The following is a 21,921-nucleotide window of genomic DNA, read 5'->3' on the forward strand; positions in this document are numbered from 1 at the left end:
GAGCGCACATGTTTATCAAAATGATTCCTGAAATTGGCCACTTTGCCCTCATTATCGCGCTGCTGATGGCGGCGGTGCAGGCCGTGATGCCGCTGGCCGGTGCGGCCACCCGGCGCCCGCTGTGGATGGCCTATGGTCAGCCCATGGCGGTGGGGCAGTTTGTGTTCATTGCCATTGCCTACGCCTGTTTGACCGCCAGCTATATGCTGGACGACTTTAGCGTGGCGAACGTGGCCAACAACTCCAACTCGCTGCTGCCGTGGTACTACAAGTTCAGCGCGGTGTGGGGCAACCATGAAGGGTCGGTGCTGCTGTGGAGCTTTATGCTCGCGGGCTGGGGGTGTGCGGCCAGCCTGTTTACCGGCAACCTGCCGCGGGATATGGTCGCGCGAGTAATGGGCGTGATGGGTATGGTTTGCGTCGGCTTCTTACTGTTTATTCTGATGACATCGAACCCCTTCGAGCGGCTACTGCCCGGTATGCCCCAGGATGGCGCCGACCTTAACCCGCTGTTGCAAGACTTCGGGCTAGTGGTGCATCCGCCGATGCTCTACATGGGCTATGTGGGCTTTTCCGTGGTCTTTGCATTTGCCATTGCAGCGCTGATGGGCGGTCGTTTAGACGCGGCCTGGACGCGCTGGGCAAGGCCCTGGACGAATCTGGCCTGGGCATTCCTGACCGTGGGTATCGCGTTAGGCAGTTGGTGGGCCTATTACGAGCTTGGCTGGGGTGGCTGGTGGTTCTGGGATCCGGTCGAAAACGCTTCACTGCTGCCCTGGCTGACGGGAACCGCACTGGTTCACTCACTCGCGGTCACCGAGAAGCGCGGCTCGTTTAAAAGCTGGACCGTGCTGCTGGCGATCTCGACCTTCTCGCTGTCGCTAATGGGCACTTTCCTGGTGCGCTCTGGGGTGCTGACCTCGGTGCATGCGTTCGCTAACGACCCGGCCCGCGGTTTCTTTATCCTGATGCTGCTGGCCATTACGGTAACGCTGTCGCTGCTGGTGTTTGCCCTGCGCGCTCCGCGGGTAAGTCATAAGGTGGGGTTTAACTGGCTCTCCCGGGATGCGCTGCTGCTGGTTAATAATATCTTTCTGGTGATTATGACCGTCACCGTGCTACTGGGTACCGTCTATCCGCTGATTCTGGATTCTCTGGGGCTGGGGAAAATCAGCGTGGGCCCGCCTTACTTTAATACCCTGTTTGTGCCGCTTACCGTGTTGATGTGTATCTTTATGGGGCTTGGCTCGGTAACGCGCTGGAAGAGCATGGCGGCACGCGACCTGATTCGTAAACTGTGGTTAGCCGGTGTGGCCGCATTGGTGATCGGCATATTAATGCCGCTGCTGTACCGTGGCGAGTGGAACCTGTTTGTCTCCCTGGGCATTGTCTCTGCACTGTGGATTGTGCTGCCGATGGTGCGTGATGTATTCGATAAAACCCGCCACGCCAGTTCGTTTTTGGCCGGTGTTCGTAAGCTCTCCCTGGCTTATTGGGGCATGGTGCTGGGGCACGTAGGTGTTGCGGTCACTATCGTCGGCGTGACGGTAGTGTCCAACTACAACATTGAGCGCAACGTGCGCATGTCGCCGGGCACCACGGTCGAAGTCGCGGGCTATCAGTTCACCATGACCGAGTTAACCGAGCGTCGTGGCGCTAACTTCCTGGCGGACACCTCGATTCTACAAGTGCAGCGCGGCGACTCAGGCAGCAGCTTTACCATGCGGCCCGAAAAGCGTCTCTACCTGGCCACCGGTATGCCGATGACGCAAGTGGCCCTGCGCCCAGGGCTGTTCCGCGACCTCTATGTCGCCATGGGTGAGAACCTGGGCGATGGCAGTTGGGCAATGCGGGTGCAGTATAAGCCGTTCGTCCGTTGGCTCTGGCTGGGCGCACTGCTAATGGCGTTTGGCGGTGTATTGGCGGTGCTCGACAAGCGCTACCGCCGTACCGCATCCACCCGTGAAGCGCCCAAAGTGGCTAGCCAGGATGATAGTACTCAGAACAGTACTCAAAATGGCGCACGGGAGGCCACTGCATGAAGCGACGGCTACTGCTATTACTGTTGCCGGTGTGTTTTTTAGCCCTGGCGCTGTTCTTTTACCAAGGCCTCTCGCTAGACCCCTCCCAGCGGGATTCAGCGCTGATGGCGCGGGAGTTCCCGACCTTTGAAGCCAGCACGCTGCGTGATGAGAATCGCCGCGTTGACCAAACGCTGTTAAAGGGTGAGGTGACGTTGGTGAATGTGTGGGGCGAGTGGTGTCCGGCCTGTAAGCAGGAGATGCCGCAACTGCTGGAACTGGCTGATAACGACATTCGCATGGTCGGGGTCAACTACCGCGATACCCGCGAGAAAGGCATGCAGTTTCTCAGCGAATTTGGCGATCCGTTTGAAGTTAATATTTTTGATCCGGAAGGCGAGCTAGGGTTTGATCTTGGCGTCTACGGCGCCCCGGAGACATTCCTGGTCGATGCCGACGGGGTCATTCGCTATCACCATAAAGGCTACGTATCACCGCAAGACGTGCGCGAGCGAATTCTTCCGGAGGTGGAAAAATGGCGCTAATGCGAACCATGGCAGCGCTACTACTGCTGGTCATAGCGTTTGGTGCAGCGGCAGGTGGTATCGAACTGCGCGAATTTGACGACCCGGTCATGGAGAAGCGCTATCACGATTTAACCGCCTCCATGCGCTGCCCACTGTGTGAAAACCAAGCCATAAACGATTCCGATGCACCCATTTCGGCAGATATGCGTGAGCGGGTTTATCAACTGTTGCAAGACGGGCAGTCGGATATCGAAATTATCAACCATATGGTGCAGCGGTTTGGTGAATATATTCTCTACAACCCGCGTTTAGAGAGCCGTACCTACCTGCTTTGGGGCTTGCCCATCGCCCTGGTGTTGCTAGGTGCGATGGTGGTTGTGCTGATGATTCGCGCCCGCCGTAACGCCTCTGCTAAAGCGTTGAGCGCCGAAGAACGCCAGCGCATAGACGCGCTGACTAACCGTAAGGGGTCTTCATGACGCTGCTCTGGATAGCCATTGCCATTCTACTGCTCCCCGCGCTGTGGCTGCTGGTTTCGCCGCTAAGAAACGCGCGTGCCCTGCATGACCAGCAGCGCGATTTTGAAGCCAACGACACCTCCGCCGAGCAGAACGTGGCGATTTTCAAGCGCCGCTTGGCGTCACTGGAAGCGGCTCTTGAACGCGGCGACATAGATGCCGCACGCTTTGAGGAAGACCGGCTGGAACTCGAGCGCAGCCTGCTGGAAGACACTGCTTTTCGCGAGCGTCGGCCGCTAAAGGCTGCCAGCGCCGGCCGTATTGTCGTGCCTGTGGTGATGCTCGCTGTGGTCGCTGTTAGCGTTATTTGGTATCAGCAAAAGGGCGCTGAGGGCGACCTGGTGCTACTGGCCGTGCAGCAAGAAGTGCAGAACGACCCTGATGGATCGCTTGCCATGTATATCGAGCGCATGGAGGAGCAGGCCGAACGCCAGCCGGATAACCCTAATGTGTGGAGCGAGCTGTTTCCGCTCTACCGTGAAACCGGACAAATGCCCAAGGCCGTGGACGCCCTGGAGCGCCTGATCGAGATTGAAGGGCGCATTCCACCGCTGCTTGCGCAGTTGGCGCAAATTCGTTTCTTTATGGCTGAGCGCGAGCTTACCGACGAAGTACAAGCGTTGGTCGACGAGACGTTGGAGCAGGATCCCCGCCAGCCCACCGTGCTGGGCTTGCTGGGCATTAATGCCTTCGACAACGGCGATTACGAGCAGGCTATTGACCACTGGCGCCGGGCGATTGCCAATATCGAGGATCCCAACACTGTGTCCTCGCTACGCGACGGCATTCGCGTGGCTCAGGAGCGATTGGGTATTGAACCCGAAGAAGCCGTCACCGAGGGCACCGGCATTCGTGTGCGTGTCTCGCTGGATGAGGAGCTCGTCGGGCGCGTAGATGGCGATGCCAGCGTCTTTATTACCGCCCGCGATATTGAGGGCGAGTTACCGCCCCTGGCCGTGGTGCGGGCACAGGTATCCGAGCTGCCTATGACCGTGACGCTAGATAACAGTGTCGCGATGTCTCCCCAGGCGCAAATATCCCAGGTACAGGAAGCCCGTTTAGTGGTGCGTGTTTCTCCTTCTGGCCAAGCAGCGCCCCAGCCCGGGGATCTGTTTGGTGACCTTGAGAGCGTCAGCATCGGGCCAATTGAAGACGACGAAGCGGCCGAAGTGGTGATTAACCGTGTCTTTGAATAATCGCAACAGGAACGCCGCTTCGGTATGCGCTTAACGTCGATTCGCTTAGTCGGGTTTAAGTCCTTTGTGGATCCCGTCACGGTGCCCTTCGATGGCAATATGACCGCCATCGTAGGCCCCAACGGCTGCGGTAAATCCAATATTATTGACGCCGTGCGCTGGGTGATGGGGGAGTCATCCGCCAAAACCCTGCGCGGTGAATCCATGGCCGACGTTATCTTTAACGGCTCCACCGGCCGTAAACCGATCAGCCAGGCGTCCATAGAACTCAAGTTCGACAACCGCGATGGCGGCATGGGCGGCGTTTACGCCCAGTACGCGGAAATTGCCGTTAAGCGCTTGGTCACCCGCGACGGACAATCCAACTACTTCTTTAATGGCCAGAAATGCCGTCGGCGCGATATCGCCGACCTGTTTATGGGTACCGGTCTGGGGCCGCGCTCCTACGCGATTATCGGCCAGGGGATGATCTCGCGGCTGATCGAAGCCCGCCCCGACGATCTGCGCTCAACGCTTGAAGAGGCCGCGGGTATCTCCAAGTACAAAGAGCGCCGCCGGGAAACCGAAAACCGCATGCGGCGAACCCAGGAGAACCTGGAGCGTCTGGACGATATTCGCGAAGAGCTGGATAAACAGCTAGAGCGCCTCAAGCGTCAGGCCGAAGCCGCCAAACGCTATCAGGATCTCAAGGAGCAGGAGTATCGGCTCAAGGGCGAGCTGGCGCTGCTGCGCGGGCGCGCCCTGCGCTCCGAGCAATCGCATCAAGAGAGCCGCGTTCGCGAATTGGAAATAGCGGTAGAAAAAGATGTCTTCGGCGTCCGCCAGTGCGAAACCCGCCTGGAGCAGGCCCGGGAGCAGCACGACGAACTTTCTGAGGTGCTCGATCGCCATCAGCAGCAGTTCTTTGAAACCACTACGCGCATCGCCCGTTTAGAACAGGATCAGGCCCACCGGCGTAGCCGTGAAACCCAGCTGGCCAGCGACATCGCCACGGCTCGGCGCGAATTGGACGAGCAGCGCCGCGTTAGCGAAGGCGATCAGGAGCGTTTAGCCGCCATTGACGAGCGCTTTGAGGATCTGCTCCCCGAACACGAAGCGCTGGAGGAGCAGCTCGAAAGCCTGGAGCAGGCGTTGGCCGACGCATCTCCCGCACTGGAAGCCGCCGAGCAGCAGTGGGCCGATGCCGAAACCCGCTGGCGGGATGCCAGCCGCGATGCGGATCGCAGCCAGGATCAGTTGCGCGACCTTGAACAGCGTATTCAGCGCTTACAGGCGGAAAATCAGCGCCGCCGTCAGCAGCGCAGCGAGGTAGCCGATCTCACCGCGCTGCGTGAAGAGCACGCTGTGTGCCAGGCGCAGTTGACCGAGGCCGAGGAGCAGTCGGAAGGTTTTCAAACCCAGCGGGATCAATGGCAGCAGCGCTACGGCGATGCTAAAGCAGCCTACCAGCAGGCCACTCAGACGCGGGACAATCAGCGCGCTGAACTCAGTCAGCGCCAGGGTGAGTTGGCCTCACTTCAAGCGTTGATTGATGCCGCCCTGGTGGATCACGATCCTGCTATTGGCACGACCTTAGAAGCGTATGGTTTAGCGGATGCCCCTCAACTGGGCGAAGCACTGCAGGTTGAGCCCGGCTGGGAAACGCTGGTGTCCTGGCTGCTCGCGCCTTGGCTCAATGCCCGCCTGGTGAACCGCCACCAACTGGCCGCTTTACCTGAAGCCTTAGCCACGGAGTGGCGGCTGATTGATCAAACACCATCCGCCGCCTCAACCTCTGGCCAGCGATTAGACAGCTTGGTCAAAGGCGCCGGTGCGTTGGGTGAATGGTTAGCGAGCATTCACTATACGCAAACGGCAGAACAAGCGGAGGCGCAGGTAGCGCACCTCGCACCTGGCGAAAGCGTGGTAAGCCAGGATGGCGTTTGGCTGGGCCGCGGCTGGCTGAACCAGCAGGCCAACGGCGAAGGTATCGACGGGCTGCTATTAACGCGCCGCCGCTACGCCGAACTGACCGCCCAGCGCGAAAGCGAAGAAGAGGCGCTGGCGCTGGCAGAAGCGCAGTGTGAAGCGGCCAGTGAAACCATTGAAACCCTGGAACAGGCCCGTGAACAGCAGGCCGAACAGGAGCGCGCCCACGCCGCCACCCTGCAACAGCTGGCGGTAAAAGAGCGCAGCCTGGCCCAGCGCTTGGAACATCTGGAGAGTCGCGCCACTGAACTCGATGAAGAGCTTGCCCAGCTGCAAGAAGATGAGGCGGAGTTGGCGCTTACCATCGACGAGCAGCGTGCCCGCTGGCATGTGGCGATGGAACAGTTGGAAAGCGCGGCGCAAGCGCGGGAAACCAGCGCCGAACAGCGCAACCGGCAGCGTGAAGCGCGTGACCAGTTGACCCAGCAGCACGCCCCGCTCAAAGCGCAGCAGCAGGCGCTGGCGCTGGAGCGTGAACGCTTGAGTGCCGAGCGCGATAGTCTGCGCTCACAGCAGGCGCGTTCAAGTGACTCTGAAGAGCGGCTCTCGCTGCGGATTGCCGAGCTGGAAGAGTCACGGGAAATGCTGATCGAACCCGACGAGCTGGCCGGTGAAGAGCTTGAAGAGCTGCTTCATCAGCGCGAGCAGCAGGAAGGGCGCTTAAACGCCACTCGTCAGCAGGCTCAGGCACTGGCAGAACAGCTGCGTAACGATGAACTTGCCCGCCAGCAGCACGAGCGCAACCTGGAACAGAGCCGCGAGCAGCTCCAGCAGCGGCGCATGGACGTGCAGGCGCTGGCGCTTAAAGCCACCACCCAGGATGAGCAGTTAGCTGAGCTTGGTCATAACGTCGAGACTCTTGCCGAACAGTTACCCCAGGAAGCGACGGAAACCCGTTGGCAGGAACGCCTGGAAAGCACCACGGATAAAATTCGCCGCTTGGGGGCGATCAACCTCGCTGCCATTGAGGAGTACGACCAGCAGGCCGAGCGGCGAAATTATCTGGAAGCGCAGCATGCTGAGCTGACCGAAGCGCTGGAAACCCTCGAAAGGGCGATTAAGCGTATCGATCAAGAAACCCGTGTGCGTTTCCGCGAAACCTTTGATCAGGTGAACACTGGGCTACAAACCCTTTTCCCTCGCGTATTCGGCGGCGGTGCTGCATGGCTAACGCTAACCGGCGATGATCTGTTGGAAACCGGCGTGGCGATTATGGCCCGCCCGCCGGGTAAGAAGAACAGCACCATTCATCTGCTCTCGGGCGGCGAGAAGGCGCTGACTGCGCTGTCGCTGGTATTTGCGATCTTTCAGCTTAACCCCGCGCCGTTCTGTATGCTGGATGAAGTCGATGCCCCCTTGGATGACGCCAACGTGGGCCGTTACGCCAGGCTGGTGAAAGAGATGTCTGAAAACGTTCAGTTTATCTACATCACCCACAACAAGATTGCCATGGAAGCCGCCGAGCGCTTGATGGGTGTCACCATGCAAGAGCCCGGCGTATCGCGGTTAGTCTCGGTGGGTATTGAAGAAGCGGCGGCGCTGGTCGATTAAACTAACTCCCTATCCTACCAAGCAGCAGTGAAAGCATTCTGATTGAGACCTGGGAGAACGAAGACTAAGCAGCAGAGTTCTTGGAAGAGCACTTCTGTTGAGAGCGTTTTTCCAAGGAGGCTATTGTCGAAAGCAGAGTTAGCGAAAGCACTATTGGCGATAGTAGAGTGAGCAAAGCTGAAGCGGCAAACGCCAAGTAGATAAACTTTTTGTTGGAAAAATGCGTAAAAAAATGTCCTAAAGCGTTCTTCTTAACTATATTAACCCTACTAATAGCGCGCTTGAGATGGTTAAACGGCTTATAGAGGCAATACGCAATGGCGGGTGTGTCGGTTGTCAAAACGGCTTTTCTTGCTTCTCGGATTCCTTTATAAAGCTATTTATAGATGTTAGATCTAATGATTGCGGCACTTTTGTTTGAAGTTAAGGTCAGATTTCTCTGGCCTAAAGAGAGGCAGAATTCTGCCATGGCGTGAAAATCGCGTTAAATGCAGCAAAAATTGGCCCTTTTGGTAGTAATCGCGCTATGCTTGGCTTTATTGATAGCAGGTAATTATTCAATAGCCGTTACCTATATTCAGGCATGACATTTTAGACACCGTGCCTTAGCAACCGGCAAGACGACCATGGAACGTTCGACATGGAACTAAGAGAGTGGCTAATCATTTTAGGGCTGGCGTTGGTATCGCTCATCGTTATTGACGGTGTGCGAAGACTTCAACGGCAGCGTCGTGTACCCCGTCTGGATCAGGCGGAGAAAGACCTATCCGGGAGTTCGCTAGATGATCCCGAGGAGGCTGCTAAAGCTGCGGAGATCAATTGGGAACTTCCAAATGGCGGTGCTCGAGTTGTTAAACCCGCAGACTATAGTGGCTTAGGTAATAAACCAAAGTTAGAACGTCAAGAGCATCCTGGGCCTTCTAGAGTGCTTTCAGAGTTTAGACGTTCCGCCTCTGCTAAAGCCGCCAAGCGCAAAGCTGATAAGGCAGATAAACTCGATAAAGCAGCATCAGTTGCTAAGCCAGCACCAAGCGTAGCCGTTAAGACAGAGCCGCCAGTCACTTCTGCGGCGACGTCTTCTGCTAGTTATGCTGCCCACAATGCGCCCACTGAACATGAGCGCCGCGAGCCCAGTATCTCAATGACTGACTCTGCACAAACTGGTTCTCCTCAAGCTGGCTCTCCTCAAACCGAGAGGCCGCAGGTCAAGGCGACAGCACCTTCGCAGCCGGAACCACAAATTGAGCAGCCTGCGTCTTCTGCTGCAACGCCTAGCTCTCCGGTGGCAGAAGAGAACGTTGAAGCGTCTCAACCTGCTGCTTCAGATGCTATCTCGTTCACCGCCAGTGACGCAGCTGCCACTGAAACAGACAGCGAAATGGCGGCACAGCCTCGCACTCAGCAGGAACCAGAGCACACCCAGGAGCCTGTGCTGCGGGCTGAGCCAGAAGATGCAGTATTTGCTAAACACGCCAATGAGCATTCGCCGAAACGGCGTCAGTTGCGTTCTGATACCGCGGGCGAATACGACGAGTTGGATGATGACGAAGTTGATGAGTATCGCCTGGTCGACTTTGAAGGCATGGGGCGCTCGCTGAAGCGTCGTTTGATTGCGCGGCGTAAAGAGAAGCAGCGCAAAAAAGCTGAGAAAGCGGTGCGTGATCAAGCCTTGGCCCAACAGAAGGCCGAGCGCAAAGCGCTGGAAGCAGAGCAGAAGCGTGAAGCCAAAGAAGCCGCTGACGCAGAGCGTGCCCGCCTTGCTCAAGAGCAGGCCCAAGCTCGTGAAGAAGCGGCTGCCGCCGAAAGGCTAGCCGCCCAGCAGCATGCTGCCGATGAAGAGGCGCGTCGCTACGCAAGCCATGAGTATGCAGCCCACGAAGAAGGTTTTGAAGAAAGCTTCGAGGCAGACGCTTATGACGGCCAAACGGCCGGCGAGCGTGGGATGAACGAGCGAGTCCGCGTACACCCAACGTTAGAAAAAGCTCTGCGCCATGATGTGAACGGTGAACACGCTAAAGAGACGCTGTCCAATGCCGAAGAAGTCGTGGTGATTAGCGTTCTGTCCCGTGATCCAGAAGGCTTCGATGGCACCAAACTACTTGAGCTGATGATGGTGTGCGGTTTGCGCTACAGCAGTGAAATGGGTGTTTTCCACCGCTTTGAAACCGAGAGCGATGCTAGTGAGCTTCAGTTCTCGATGGTGAATGTGGTTAAACCGGGTACTTTCCCCATTGAAGAGATGGGTGAGTTTATGACGCCCGGTATCACGCTGTTGATGCCGCTACCTGGCGCCATCGATAGCGCCGCTGCCTTTGAGGCGATGGTAGAAACCGCCATGGTGGTGGTTCGCCATATGGGCGGCGAGCTAAAAGACGAAAACCGCAGCGTGATGACCGCACAAACGATCGAGTTTGCCCGCCAGCGGGTGCGTGAGTTTGAGCGCCGCCATCGCCTGCATCGTCAACTGCAAGCCCGCTAATCGTCGCCTACTAACCGACGAAGCAGCACTTGCTGTGAAACACCCGCCTTCTTGCCAGGAGGCGGGTGTTTCTGTTCAATACGCTGTTGTTTTGTCATTTTTTATGTTTTTGAAATTTAGCTTTTGAAATTTAGCTTTTGAAATTTAGCTTTTGCGTTTTCGCTGCCGATTTTAGCTAGTACTGGAACCCACCCCAATGAGTCAGTCTGATTCTCAATCTCTGGAAGAGATTAACCAACTGCGGGCCGCCCTGGACGAGGCCAACTACCGTTACTACGTACTGGATGAACCGACGCTGACGGATGCCGACTATGATCGTAAATTTCAGCGTTTACAGCAGTTGGAGGCTGAGCATCCGGAGTTGGTCACTCCCGATTCACCCACTCAGCGTGTGGGCGCTGCCCCTGCGGATGGCTTTCCATCGGTGGCCCACGCTATCCCCATGCTGTCGCTGGATAACGCCTTTAGCCGTGACGATATCCTCGCCTTTGCTGAACGGGTGGCCGAACGCCTCGAATGCACGGCAGACGACCTTGAATTTACCTGCGAGCCAAAGTTGGATGGCGCGGCCGTCTCGCTAGTCTATGAGCAGGGCATGTTGGTGAGCGGTGCGACCCGCGGCGATGGCCGCACCGGCGAAGGCATTACCTCTAATCTGCGCACGCTGCGCTCGGTACCGCTCAAGCTGATGGGTAAAAACGTGCCTGCGCTGTTAGAAGTACGGGGTGAGGTCATTATGCGCCATGCGGGCTTTGAGGCGCTGAACGAGCGCGCCCGGGAAGAGGGCAGCAAGGTCTTTGCCAACCCCCGCAACGCGGCGGCAGGCAGCCTGCGCCAGTTGGATCCACGCATCACGGCAAAACGCCCGCTAGAGTTTCATGCTTATCAGGCTGCGCGCTTGGAGCCAGACTTAGGGGATACTGCGCACAGCGAACTAATGCAGCGTTTGTCCACGTTAGGCTTTCGCGCCAGTTCAGAATTGAAGGTGGTCAAAGGCCCTCAGGCCGTTGCCGATTACTGTGACCAGTTAGGCGAAAGGCGAGATGATTTAGGTTTCGATATCGACGGTGTGGTGATCAAGGTGAACGACCTGCGCCACCAGCGCGAACTTGGCTTTGTTGCCCGCGCGCCGCGCTGGGCGGTGGCGTTCAAGTATCCGGCTCAGGAAGAGGTCACCACGCTTAACGATGTGGAGTTCCAGGTCGGCCGAACCGGGGCGATTACGCCCGTGGCGCGCCTGGAACCAGTCACCGTGGCCGGGGTAACGGTGTCTAACGCGACGCTGCACAACGCCGATGAGATCAAACGCTTGGATGTCATGATCGGCGATACGGTGTCGATTCGCCGGGCCGGTGATGTGATTCCTCAAGTCGTGAGCGTGCATACCGAGCTGCGACCAGAGGATGCAAGGGAGATCATTTTTCCCGAACATTGCCCGGTGTGCGGTTCGGATATCGAGCGTATTGAAGGTGAAGCGGTCGCTCGCTGTTCGGGGGGCCTTTACTGTGCGGCGCAGCGTAAAGAAGCGCTCAAGCATTTCGCCAGTCGCAAAGCGCTGGATATTGACGGCTTGGGCGAAAAGTTGATCGTGCAGTTAGTTGATTTGGGCTGGGTAGAAACGCCGGCGGCGCTGTTTCACTTGTCTGTCGAACAGCTTCAAAGCCTGCCGCGTATGGGCGAGAAATCAGCCACCAACTTGGTCAACGCACTTGAAACTGCTAAATCGACTACGCTGGCGCGGTTTATTTACGCCTTAGGTATTCGTGAAGTAGGCGAGGCGACGGCGGCCAATCTCGCCAACCACTTTGGTACCCTTGAGGCCATTCAAGCCGCTGAGTTGGAAGCGCTGGAAGCGGTCAACGATGTCGGCCCGATAGTGGCCGCCCATGTGCATACTTTCTTCCGCCAACCGCACAATCAGGAAACCATTGCCGCGCTGATTGATGCGGGCATTACCTGGCAGGAGGCGGAAGTCACCCAAGGCCCTACTCCGCTGGAAGGCCAGACCTGGGTGCTCACCGGCTCGCTGGAGAGTATGACCCGGGATGAGGGTAAAGCACGCTTGCAGGCGTTGGGTGCTAAGGTGGCGGGTAGTGTATCGAAGAAGACTACCTGCCTGGTCGCAGGCGAAGCGGCGGGCAGTAAACTTACTAAAGCTGAACAGATGGGCGTGGAAGTCGTGGACGAAGCCACCTTTATCGAACGTTTGGCTGAGTGGGAGCAGCGTTAATGAGCCGTTTTATTGAAGTACCCGCCCGAATGCTGCCGCCGGACACCCTCAATGCCCTGCTAGAGGCGTTTGTGACCCGCCAGGGCTACGACACTACTGATACCACGGGCGAGGGCATGCACGGCTGGGTAGCCGAACTGAAAAAGCAGCTTGAGCGCAATGAACTGATTATCGCTCACGACCTTGAGCTAGAGATGACCGAAGTGATGACCCTGGCTCAGTGGCGCTCGTTTGGGCGCGATGTCGCCGACGACGAAGAAGAGGGCGATATTTAGCCTCATCTTGCGAAAAGCCTCCCAATATGTCGTCGCGAGGAGCGCAGCGACGCGGCAATCTCATCCTGTGGGGCACCCACCCCAGATTGCTTCACTTCGTTCTCAATGACGCCTATGTGTCATTGCGAGGAGTGAAACGACGAAGCAATCTCAGCCTGTCGGGGCACCCACCCCAGATTGCTTCACTTCGTTCGCAATGACGCCTATGTGTCATTGCGAGGAGTGAAACGACGAAGCAATCTTTGCTGGCATTGGCAGGTAAACCCGAGATCGCCGCGCTTCGCTCGCGATGACAAAAGAATGTTGTAGCCAGGCGCCCAGCCTATGTGTCATTGCGAGGAGTGAAACGACGAAGCAATCTTTGCTGGCATTGGCAGGCAAACCCGAGATCGCCGCGCTTCGCTCGCGATGACAAAAGAATGTTGTAGCCAGGCGCCTAGCCAATGTGTCATGGCGAGAGTGAAACGACGAAGCAATCTCAGCCTGTCGGGGCCCCCACCCCAGATTGCTTCACTTCGTTCGCAATGACGCCTATGTGTCATGGCGAGAGTGAAACGACGAAGCAATCTCAGCCTGTCGGGGCACCCACCCCAGATTGCTTCACTTCGTTCGCAATGACGCCTATGTGTCATTGCGAGGAGTGAAACGACGAAGCAATCTTTGCTGGCATTGGCAGGCAAACCCGAGATCGCCGCGCTTCGCTCGCGATGACAAAAGAATGTTGTAGCCAGGCGCCCAGCCAATGTGTCATTGCGGGGAGTGAAACGACGAAGCAATCTTTGCTGGCATTGGCAGGTAAACCCGAGATCGCCGCGCTTCGCTCGCGATGACAAAAGAATGTTGTGGTCAGGCGCCCACCCAATATGTCGTTGCGAGGAGCGCAGCGACGAAGCAATCTTTGCTGGCATTGGCAGGCAAACCCGAGATCGCCGCGCTTCGCTCGCGATGACAAAAGAATGTTGTGGTCAGGCGCCCACCCAATATGTCGTTGCGAGGAGCGCAGCGACGAAGCAATCTTTGCTGGCATTGGCAGGCAAATCCGAGATCGCCGCGCTTCGTTCGCGATGACAAGAGAGTGTTGTAGCCAGGCGCCCACCCAAAAATGTCGTTGCGAGGAGCGCAGCGACGCGGCAATCTCAAGCTTGTCTATTAAGTCTGCCCACGAATAATTGCACTAATAATCCGCCGCCCTGGGTGTAAGTGATCGACCAGCGGCGCTTCTAGTGGCATTGGTTCATCGCAGATTCGTGAGGCGATTACCTCGGCACAAAGCGGCGCGCTGGCGAGCCCCCTTGAGCCGTGGGCGGTGGATATCCACAGGCCTGGATGGTGCCTGCCAGGTATCTCCGCCACGCGGGTGGCATCTTTGCTCAGCAGCGAATAGTCTGCCCGCCATGCTTCTGCCACCGGCACCGGCCCAGCGTAAGGGGTTTTGTCGGGGCTTGCTGCACGCACGGCGGCACGGCCCTTAAGGTTCTCAGGGCTCAGCTCAATGCCTGCCTGTTCCAACGCCTTTACCAACGCGGGCAGCGTCTGGCGCAGCTCATCGATATTGCGCTGATGGTCGTCATCCGTCACATCAGTTGTCGCATTGTTGGGTACAAAGCTAGCCCCGAAGGTCAGCACACCCTCTAAAGCGGGCGCCACATAGCCGCCAGCACAGACGACGCGTTTAGGGCCCGCTACCTCATTGGGTAGCGTTAGCTCGCTAATCTGGCCGCGCACCGACTGTAGCGGTAATTCCGCCGTTTGCGTAAAGCAGTTAGCCAAATGCGCGCTGGCAATCACCACCTGATCCGCCCGCAACGTACTGCCATCGGCCAAGTTCAGTTGCCAGCCGTTTTCTAGTTGGGTAAGGGAGCTAACGTCGCCTTGCTGCAAGCTAATGCCTGGTTGGCTAAGCAAGTACTCACACAGCGCCTTAGGCCTTACCCACCCCGCCTGTGGATAATAAAGCCCGTGAGGTGCACTGACGGTGATTGCCGCCGTTTCGGTTAACGTCGGGTTCTCCATGCCCGTGACGACTTCAGGTGGCAGCGGGTGTTGCTCGATAAAACGCTGCTGGCGGCGTGCCTCTTTATCACTGCTTGCCAACTGCACCACGCCGCAGGGCTGCCATAAGCTTTGGGGGGAGTTTTGCTGCGTTAACCAGCGCTGGCTGTACAACAGCCCAGCAAGATAAACCCGGCTTTGGTGATTGGTCTCGGCGGCAAGCTTTACATATAGCGCGCCCTGGCGATTACCCGAACCGCCCGCACCGGGTGCTTCGCGCTCCACCACTGTCACCTTAATGCCCCGCCGTGCCAGCGCTGCCGCTACGCTGCTTCCCGCCAACCCGGCGCCGACTATCACAACGTGCTTGGCCGGTGTCGCAGGCGGTGGGATAAACCAGGGAGTGGCCTGGCGGCGGTGATCCGCTGGTGGAGCTTCGATACTGCCCGCTAGCATTTCCCGCTTGCGGCCATAGCCCGGCACTTTCTTCCAGTTAAAGCCCGCCGCTTTCAGGCCCCGCTTAACGATGCCTGCGCAGGTGAAAGTGGCGAAAGTCGCGCCGGGGCGTGAACGGGCGGCCATGGCGTTAAACAATTCAGGCTGCCACATATCGGGGTTTTTAGACGGCGCAAAGCCGTCTAAAAACCAGGCGTCGACCTGACCATCCAACTGCTCCAGGCGCTCAGTGGTATCGCCGAAATGCAGATCAAGGGTGACGCGATCGGTTAAGTGCAGGCGGTGAATACCGCTAACCGCGGCGGGCCACTGGGCACAGAGCGCCTGTGTATAAGTCGCCAGCGAGGGCCAGCTAGCTAATGCTTGTTCAAGGGCAGCTAGCTCAAGGGGAAACTTCTCTGTGGATAACAGGTGCAGTCGTGCAGAAGAAGGGGCATGTTGTTCAAAACAGGCCCAGGCGCAGAGCATATTGAGCCCGGTGCCAAAGCCGGTTTCGCCAATCACAAAGGGCCGCGCGGCTTCCCAGGCGGCAAAGCGTTCGGGGAGGTGATTGGCACCCAGAAAGACATGTTCGGTCTCTGCGCGCCCATCGCCACGGGTGAAATAGATGTCATCAAACGCTGTTGCGTGGGGGGCTCCCTCGTTCCAGGTAAGGGTTGGCGTCGTTAATGCCGCAAGCGGTGGCAAAGCGTTTGAACGTTGGGTCACGCAGGTATCCGTATTGATGAACAGGTGGTTAAAAAATGATCAATTTGTTAGCGCTGGCGTTATCTCTGGCTTAGCGCAAAGCGTCCGCCGGGTTTGCACAGAGTTTTCCACAGGCTCTGTGAAAAAGCCGACGAACCCTCCATACTTGCCTATTGGCGTCAAGGCATAACTTTCTTGAACGGCTTAACAATTACCTTGGCATACACCCCTGCAATAATGTATGGGTCAGCGTCGGCCCACGCCTTGGCGTCTTCCAGGCTGTCGAATTCCGCTACCACCAAGCTGCCGGAAAAGCCTGCATCGCCAGGATTTTCAGCGTCGATGGCAGGGTGAGGGCCAGCCAGTACCAGGCGGCCTTCATCGCGCAGCGCTTCCAGGCGTGCCAAGTGGTCTGGCCGGGCCGCTAAGCGGCGCTCTAAGCTATTGGGTACATCTTCACTCATAATGGCATACAGCATTTGGGTATAACTCCTTGATAAGACGAGGATGCAAAGTGACCGTTAATTGACCGCACTGGCATAAGCGCGCACCATATCTTACCCATTGCGAAGGGTTCATTCACAGCTGAAAAGCGCATTCTGACAAACTGGCCACACGGCGTCATGCTTATGCCTCGACTTCCCTATACCTTTGATGCCGATCAGCGCTACCCAGTTGATTTGCACATGCACTCAACCGCTTCCGATGGCGCGTTAACGCCCACCGAGCTGGTAACCCTGTGTGCCGAACGCGGGCTGACGCACATGTCGCTCACCGATCACGATACCATGGACGGCATTGAAGAAGCGGGCCGCGCGGCGGAGCAAGCAGGGCTGTGTCTTATCCCCGGCTGTGAGTTATCCACACGCTGGCAGGGCGTCAATATCCATGTGGTGGCGCTGATGCCCGGTGGCTTGCAGGGGGCAATGGTGGAAGGCCTGATTCAGCAGCGTGAAGCTCGGATACAGCGTGCAGCAGTGATCGCCGAAAGGCTGGAAAAAGTCGGTTTATCCAACGCGCTGGAAAAAGCGCGCCTGCACGCTGGCAGTGACCGCCCGCTAGGCCGCCCGGACTTTGCCCGCGCGCTGGTAGCGGAAGGCGTGGTGCCCGACTGGGCCAGCGCCTTCAAGCGCTATCTGGGCAGCGGCAAAAAGGGCGATGTTAAAGCCCACTGGCCGGAAATCAGCGAAGCCGTGAGCTGGATTGTCGATTCCGGCGGTGTGGCCGTGATTGCCCATCCACTGCGCCACGGCTTAACCCGGCGCAAGCGAGGCCTGTTGATGGATACCTTCCAAGCGGCGGGCGGCCAAGCGGTTGAACTGGTCAGCGGCCAGCAGAACCCGGATAGCACCCGCGACCTGGCGCGTCAGCTAGTGGAGCGCGACCTTTACGCTTCTATGGGCAGCGATTTTCACTTCCCTGGCAGTCATGCGGCCCCCGGCAGCATGAGCCTAGTGCCGCGCACTGCGGCGCCCCCCATATGGCAGCATCCCCGGCTGCTGCACCTGCGCGATGCGTCACCCGGCCTGCTGGCGGTCGGTTAAATCACAGCCGGGTCATTGCAAAGCCCGGTCAGTTAAAAGCCAAGTCGGCTATGCTGTATAGGCAGGGCCTACGGACAGGAGTTACCAATGAGCCAATATTTTCAGATTCACCCGGAAAACCCTCAGAAACGCCTCATCGATCAGTCGATTGAGATCATTCGTAAAGGCGGTGTGGTTGCTTACCCCACTGATTCGGGCTATGCGCTTGGCTGCCATCTGGGTGAGAAGAAAGCCATTGAGAAGATAAAATGGCTACGTTCACTGGACGATAAACACAACTTCACCCTGGTGTGCTCCGATCTCTCGGAAATTGGCACCTACGCCAAGGTGGATAACGATGTATTTCGGTTGCTGAAAGCCCATACCCCAGGCCCTTATACTTATATTCTGGATGCCACTTCAGAAGTGCCGCGCCTGCTACTGCATCCCAAGCGGCGCTCCATTGGCGTGCGCGTACCGGATCACCGCATTACCCACGCGTTACTGGCCGCATTAGGCGAGCCGTTGATGAGCGTAACGTTGATTCCGGTGGGCGATGACCTGCCCATGAACGACCCGGAAGAGATCCGCGAGCGTTTTGGCGCCCACCTGGATGCCATTATCGACGGCGGCGCCTGCCATTTAGACCCCACCAGCGTCATCGACCTGCGCGAACTGCCGCCGAAAATCATCCGTGAAGGGCGCGGCGATATTTCTCCTTTCGTCGTCTAAAAACACTTTTCAGAGCAAATCCCTGCTTTTAGCTTTAATGAGCAGGGAGTTTGTCTATTTTTCATTATTTGAATGTTCAATGAAAATAAAATATGATCCTAACGGTTCTTTTCGATAATAAATTGTGATCCTTTAAGGCGAGGAATCGCCTCGTCTTTTTGAGATCGCCTAGCCCAGGAGATCATTCAATGACGAAGCCATTCCCTTCTCGCCTCTGCACCCTTGCTGCTCTAGCCAGCCTCACCGCTTTACCGCTGACCAGCCATGCAAATAGTGATGACGCAGAAATATGTGCCCAGGAAGCTTATGCAATGGGCCTGCGCTATCAACAGCAGTCTGCTGAAGCCGCTGCTCTGCAGCGTCAGGGTTTTGCCCTCGCCACCTACCGGCTTGAGGATCAGATTGAGGCGCATGGTGGTAGCGACGACTTGGCGATCATTACCGACCTGGATGAAACGGTGCTGGATAATAGCGCTCTGTTGGTTCGCGACATGCAGGCATGCCACGACTACACCACTTGGGACACATGGAAGCATTGGGAGCGTGAAGGCGAGCCGCGTTTGATGCCGGGTGCCAAAGCGTTCCTGGATTACGCGGATGAGCAGGGCGTGGCCATTTTTTACGTCTCTGATCGCTACCAGGAGAACGAGGCCGACACTATCGCCACCTTGGAAGCGCTAGAGCTACCCCAAGTCTCTGAACAGAGCGTGATGTTGCTGGGGCCTGCCAAGGCAGAACGTCGCGCGGAAGTGGTGGATAACCACACTCTGGTGATGCAGCTGGGGGATTCCCTTCACGATTTCGCGGGTGACTTCGCGGGCGCCGACCTTGACCAGCAGCATGCGCTTGTTGAAGAGAATGCCGAGCGTTTTGGCAACGATTGGATCGTGTTCCCCAACGCTACTTACGGTGCCTGGAGCGAGGCTGAGTTAGACGCCTGGGAAGCCCCGCACGAAGTGGAGTGATCGGTTAGATAACCACTCCATACCGCATTAAATAAACGCTGCGCGCCCCAGGTTTGGCTATTTTGTTTGACGATTTAGTTTAGCTGTCTTGGGGCGTGTTTTTGTCTTAGTTCTTGTCTTCGTCACTCTCGTGGCTATTTTCTTGAGCGTCATCTGTTTTGTCGTCATCCTTCTTGCGCGGGTCTTCGCTGTCTTCATCCAGCCAGGTGCCGCAGCGCAGGCAGTAGCGGGCGCGTTTTTCATGGCGTTCGTGACCGCAGCCGGGGCAGGCTTCTTCGGAGTAACGCTCTTCACGGATCGAGCGAATCACCTGGGCGGAAAACACCCCGGTGGGCACGGCAATGATCGAGTAGCCGAGCAGCATGAGTACCACCGTAATCGATTTACCCAGCGCAGTAGCGGGGACGATGTCGCCATAGCCGACGGTGGTCATGCTGACAATGGCCCAGTACATCGACATCGGAATACTGGTGAAGCCCGCCTCAGAGGATTCGATGGTGTACATCAGCGCCGCGAACAGGGTAATCACCATTAATATGGCGCTAAAAAACAGCAATATCTGGCGCATGCTGCGTTTAAGGGCATCCATTAAAAGACGCGCCTCGCCGACAAACTCCATCAGGCGCAGAATACGAAAAATGCGCAGTACCCGCAGCAGGCGAACAATCACCAGCCCATGGGCTCCGGGCACCAGTAGTACTAGCCAAATGGGCAAAATCGCGATTAAGTCGACGATGCCATAAAAGCTTTTTAAATAAAGGGTCGGTTTTTCCAGGCAGTAAATGCGTAGGATGAGCTCAATGCTAAATAACAGAGTGAATGCCCACTCCAGATAAAAGAAGAGTTCTCCGTACCGCTCGGCATAAGTCTCGATACTGCCCAGCATAATGACCGCAACGCTGAGTAGAATCGCCACAATCAAGGCGATATCAAACGCTTTGGCCCCCGGCGTGTCAGACTCAAATATGATATGAAACAGGCGGGTGCGTAGGCCTTCCGCGCCGGGGGTTAAGTTTAAATTCATTGCATCATCCTGAAGTGGACCTCAATGCCGTCCTGAAAAGTGCGCTAGGACCTAGCGTAGCGCGGTTTGGTACGCCAAGCGATGGGCGAGCGCTAACGCCGCTTTACCGTAGGCTGCATTGGGCTGGCCGTCCGCATCGAGCGCGCCAGGCAGCGCCTGGGCATAAGCGCGTGCGGTGGCATCCAGTTCGGGATGTTCGGCGAGAGTGGCCAGCGCCTGCTGGGCATCGTTTAAAAAGCTGGCTTGTTGGCTGTCGTGGTAGGCGTCCAGCGCCAGCGTGGCACGGTGCAGCCACTCTGCCGGGGAGTGTGCTTCGGGGAGCGGCCAGTGTTGGGTACTAAGCGCATTGCCACGGGCCGCCTTGCTACTGTCCGAGGGTCGCAGGGGTACCTGTTCAGCAAGGGTCAATGCCAGCGCCCACAGAGCTTCGGGCTCGCCGCCTTTTAATTCGAGTTCTGCTTCGCGAATCGGCGTGCGGTAGTCACCGCTAATAATTTCGCCTTCATCCAATACCAGCTCGACATGACTCTCCTGACCTTGTCCGCCCTCTTTTAGCTGCCAGCTACGCCGTGTGAAATCGGTGCTGAGTTGGGGGGCGAGGGCATCTAGCACACCGCTAAGTTCGCCTTGAAAAGGGGGGAGCTTGGCAATTGAAGCGAGATCCAACTGTGGGCCAACAACCTGCCACTCCCACTCTTCGCGCTGGGAAAGCCCGCCGCCACCTTGGCCAGCGGTTTTCACCGTTTGCAGCACCTGGCCGTCTACCTGGCGAAGTCGCAGCGCAATATGTGCTTTCGCCAGATCACCCTGAGGGGTATCAAAGTAGGTATTGGTCAGCGATTGTTTACGCACGGCGTGTGAAGCGAGATACGGGTGTTGAGTCAGCGCCGCAGGCCCTGTCGGGGCAAGGGCCAGTTTAAGTTCCACTTCCATGGGGTTTGGGCTTTTCATGACGCTAGCCACCTCGTTATCGTGACATTTAAATGAATATTTGATTACATTTGTGAACTTTTCATGACGGCGGCAGGCGCACTCTTTATACTGGCGCCGCCATTTCCAGGCTCCCCGAAAACAGGCTAAAAGGCATTATGGTTACCTCCAATCCTTTTTCTTCGATGTTTGGCCGCTCGCCATTCCAGCCGTTATTGGCCCATATCGTCAAGACGAATGAGTGTGCCGATCAGCTGTTGCCGTTTTTTGAAGCAACCCTGGTTGATGACTGGGACAAAGCGGCTGAGCTGCGCGAAAACGTCACCCGCCTAGAGCATGACGCCGATACGCTGAAAACAGAGCTGCGGTTGAACCTGCCCAACACCATGTTTCTTCCGGTGTCGCGCTCCGATCTGCTTGATCTGATCAGCGTGCAGGACAAGATCGCCAACAAGGTGCGTGACATTACCGGCATTATGCTGGGGCGTAAAATGCGCGTGCCGGATGAGCTGGCCGCGCCGATGCGCGACTACATTCGAACCAGCGTTGCCTGCGTGGCGCAAGCGCGTCAAGCGCTAGAAGAGCTCAAGGATCTACTCGAGTCCGGCTTTGGCAAAAACGTCTCGGATGTGATGCAGAAGATGATCCGTGAGCTGCACACCCTCGAACACCAAGCCGACGACCAACAGATCACCATTCGCCGCCAGCTGTTCAAGCTTGAGAGCCAGCTACCGCCAGTGGACGTGATCTTTCTCTACAAGATCATTGAATGGGTTGGCGAACTATCCGACCGCGCCGAGCGCGTGGGTAGCCGTCTGCAGATCCTGACTGCCCGCTAAGGGGACTT

16 protein-coding genes are annotated in these 21,921 nt (G+C 57.3%); 12 read left to right on the forward strand and 4 right to left on the reverse strand.

Annotated features, from left to right (window positions below):
* Positions 1-8 precede the first annotated feature (8 nt).
* The 8 genes from LMS44_RS03615 to LMS44_RS03650 all read left to right on the forward strand — a co-directional run bounded on the left by LMS44_RS03615 (position 9) and on the right by LMS44_RS03650 (position 12,765).
* Positions 9-2,042 carry a heme lyase CcmF/NrfE family subunit gene (locus tag LMS44_RS03615; protein ID WP_022519954.1) on the forward strand — a complete coding sequence of 678 codons (2,034 nt, stop codon included), beginning with the start codon at positions 9-11 and terminating at the stop codon, positions 2,040-2,042.
* Entirely contained in the window at positions 2,039-2,566 is a 528-nt protein-coding gene (locus LMS44_RS03620) for a DsbE family thiol:disulfide interchange protein (protein ID WP_041157622.1), read from the forward strand. The genes LMS44_RS03615 and LMS44_RS03620 overlap by 4 nt, the downstream gene beginning before the upstream one ends.
* Entirely contained in the window at positions 2,557-3,027 is a 471-nt protein-coding gene (locus LMS44_RS03625) for a cytochrome c-type biogenesis protein (RefSeq protein ID WP_039858734.1), read from the forward strand. Before LMS44_RS03620 ends, LMS44_RS03625 begins: the two co-directional genes overlap by 10 nt.
* Positions 3,024-4,262 (forward strand): c-type cytochrome biogenesis protein CcmI, encoded by a 1,239-nt coding sequence (gene ccmI, locus LMS44_RS03630; RefSeq protein ID WP_039858736.1) that lies wholly within the window; start codon positions 3,024-3,026, stop codon positions 4,260-4,262. Before LMS44_RS03625 ends, ccmI begins: the two co-directional genes overlap by 4 nt.
* 24 nt (positions 4,263-4,286) lie before the next feature.
* Positions 4,287-7,781 carry a chromosome segregation protein SMC gene (gene smc, locus LMS44_RS03635; RefSeq protein WP_230804902.1) on the forward strand — a complete coding sequence of 1,165 codons (3,495 nt, stop codon included), beginning with the start codon at positions 4,287-4,289 and terminating at the stop codon, positions 7,779-7,781.
* 640 nt (positions 7,782-8,421) lie between these two features.
* Positions 8,422-10,260, forward strand: coding sequence for a cell division protein ZipA (zipA, locus tag LMS44_RS03640; RefSeq protein ID WP_159176101.1), 1,839 nt, complete (start codon positions 8,422-8,424; stop codon positions 10,258-10,260).
* 196 nt (positions 10,261-10,456) lie between these two features.
* Positions 10,457-12,490, forward strand: a complete 2,034-nt coding sequence (gene ligA / locus LMS44_RS03645) for an NAD-dependent DNA ligase LigA (RefSeq protein WP_230804900.1) — start codon at positions 10,457-10,459, stop codon at positions 12,488-12,490.
* The gene (locus LMS44_RS03650; RefSeq protein ID WP_022519947.1) at positions 12,490-12,765 is read left to right on the forward strand and encodes a YheU family protein; all 276 of its coding nucleotides are present in this window, start codon (positions 12,490-12,492) and stop codon (positions 12,763-12,765) included. The genes ligA and LMS44_RS03650 overlap by 1 nt, the downstream gene beginning before the upstream one ends.
* A 1,149-nt stretch (positions 12,766-13,914) precedes the next feature.
* Here LMS44_RS03650 and mnmC read toward each other — a convergent pair.
* Entirely contained in the window at positions 13,915-15,921 is a 2,007-nt protein-coding gene (mnmC, locus tag LMS44_RS03655; protein WP_230804898.1) for a bifunctional tRNA (5-methylaminomethyl-2-thiouridine)(34)-methyltransferase MnmC2/FAD-dependent 5-carboxymethylaminomethyl-2-thiouridine(34) oxidoreductase MnmC1, read from the reverse strand.
* Positions 15,922-16,079: 158 nt separating this feature from the next.
* The gene (locus tag LMS44_RS03660) at positions 16,080-16,379 is read right to left on the reverse strand and encodes a YciI family protein (RefSeq protein WP_022519945.1); all 300 of its coding nucleotides are present in this window, start codon (positions 16,377-16,379) and stop codon (positions 16,080-16,082) included.
* 144 nt (positions 16,380-16,523) lie between these two features.
* Between LMS44_RS03660 and LMS44_RS03665 the strand changes: the two genes are divergently transcribed.
* The 3 genes from LMS44_RS03665 to LMS44_RS03675 all read left to right on the forward strand — a co-directional run bounded on the left by LMS44_RS03665 (position 16,524) and on the right by LMS44_RS03675 (position 19,120).
* Positions 16,524-17,444 carry a PHP domain-containing protein gene (locus tag LMS44_RS03665; protein ID WP_230804895.1) on the forward strand — a complete coding sequence of 307 codons (921 nt, stop codon included), beginning with the start codon at positions 16,524-16,526 and terminating at the stop codon, positions 17,442-17,444.
* An 87-nt stretch (positions 17,445-17,531) separates the two neighbouring features.
* Entirely contained in the window at positions 17,532-18,155 is a 624-nt protein-coding gene (locus LMS44_RS03670) for an L-threonylcarbamoyladenylate synthase (protein ID WP_138800955.1), read from the forward strand.
* 188 nt (positions 18,156-18,343) lie between these two features.
* Complete coding sequence (locus LMS44_RS03675; protein ID WP_022519942.1) at positions 18,344-19,120, forward strand: HAD family acid phosphatase; 777 nt, start codon at positions 18,344-18,346, stop codon at positions 19,118-19,120.
* A gap of 106 nt (positions 19,121-19,226) precedes the next feature.
* Here LMS44_RS03675 and LMS44_RS03680 read toward each other — a convergent pair whose 3' ends face one another.
* Positions 19,227-20,144: an ion transporter gene (locus LMS44_RS03680; RefSeq protein WP_009286794.1), complete on the reverse strand. Its 918-nt coding sequence runs from the start codon at positions 20,142-20,144 to the stop codon at positions 19,227-19,229.
* A 51-nt stretch (positions 20,145-20,195) separates the two neighbouring features.
* Positions 20,196-21,095, reverse strand: a complete 900-nt coding sequence (locus LMS44_RS03685; RefSeq protein ID WP_039858749.1) for a CYTH domain-containing protein — start codon at positions 21,093-21,095, stop codon at positions 20,196-20,198.
* Between the two features lie 137 nt (positions 21,096-21,232).
* Here LMS44_RS03685 and LMS44_RS03690 point away from each other — a divergent pair, with 137 nt between their 5' ends.
* Entirely contained in the window at positions 21,233-21,913 is a 681-nt protein-coding gene (locus LMS44_RS03690) for a TIGR00153 family protein (protein WP_009286796.1), read from the forward strand.
* Positions 21,914-21,921: the final 8 nt, after the last annotated feature.

Origin of the sequence: Halomonas profundus, from assembly GCF_020865425.1 — a bacterium.
GTDB lineage: Bacteria > Pseudomonadota > Gammaproteobacteria > Pseudomonadales > Halomonadaceae > Vreelandella > Vreelandella titanicae.

Coding starts and splice junctions, on each gene's coding strand:
- LMS44_RS03615 (WP_022519954.1), top strand. CDS start 9: ATGTTTATCAAAATGATTCCTGAAATTGGCCACTTTGCCCTCATTATC.
- LMS44_RS03620 (WP_041157622.1), top strand. CDS start 2,039: ATGAAGCGACGGCTACTGCTATTACTGTTGCCGGTGTGTTTTTTAGCC.
- LMS44_RS03625 (WP_039858734.1), top strand. CDS start 2,557: ATGGCGCTAATGCGAACCATGGCAGCGCTACTACTGCTGGTCATAGCG.
- ccmI (WP_039858736.1), top strand. CDS start 3,024: ATGACGCTGCTCTGGATAGCCATTGCCATTCTACTGCTCCCCGCGCTG.
- smc (WP_230804902.1), top strand. CDS start 4,287: ATGCGCTTAACGTCGATTCGCTTAGTCGGGTTTAAGTCCTTTGTGGAT.
- zipA (WP_159176101.1), top strand. CDS start 8,422: ATGGAACTAAGAGAGTGGCTAATCATTTTAGGGCTGGCGTTGGTATCG.
- ligA (WP_230804900.1), top strand. CDS start 10,457: ATGAGTCAGTCTGATTCTCAATCTCTGGAAGAGATTAACCAACTGCGG.
- LMS44_RS03650 (WP_022519947.1), top strand. CDS start 12,490: ATGAGCCGTTTTATTGAAGTACCCGCCCGAATGCTGCCGCCGGACACC.
- LMS44_RS03660 (WP_022519945.1), bottom strand. CDS start 16,379: ATGCTGTATGCCATTATGAGTGAAGATGTACCCAATAGCTTAGAGCGC.
- LMS44_RS03665 (WP_230804895.1), top strand. CDS start 16,524: ATGCTTATGCCTCGACTTCCCTATACCTTTGATGCCGATCAGCGCTAC.
- LMS44_RS03670 (WP_138800955.1), top strand. CDS start 17,532: ATGAGCCAATATTTTCAGATTCACCCGGAAAACCCTCAGAAACGCCTC.
- LMS44_RS03675 (WP_022519942.1), top strand. CDS start 18,344: ATGACGAAGCCATTCCCTTCTCGCCTCTGCACCCTTGCTGCTCTAGCC.
- LMS44_RS03680 (WP_009286794.1), bottom strand. CDS start 20,144: ATGAATTTAAACTTAACCCCCGGCGCGGAAGGCCTACGCACCCGCCTG.
- LMS44_RS03685 (WP_039858749.1), bottom strand. CDS start 21,095: ATGAAAAGCCCAAACCCCATGGAAGTGGAACTTAAACTGGCCCTTGCC.
- LMS44_RS03690 (WP_009286796.1), top strand. CDS start 21,233: ATGGTTACCTCCAATCCTTTTTCTTCGATGTTTGGCCGCTCGCCATTC.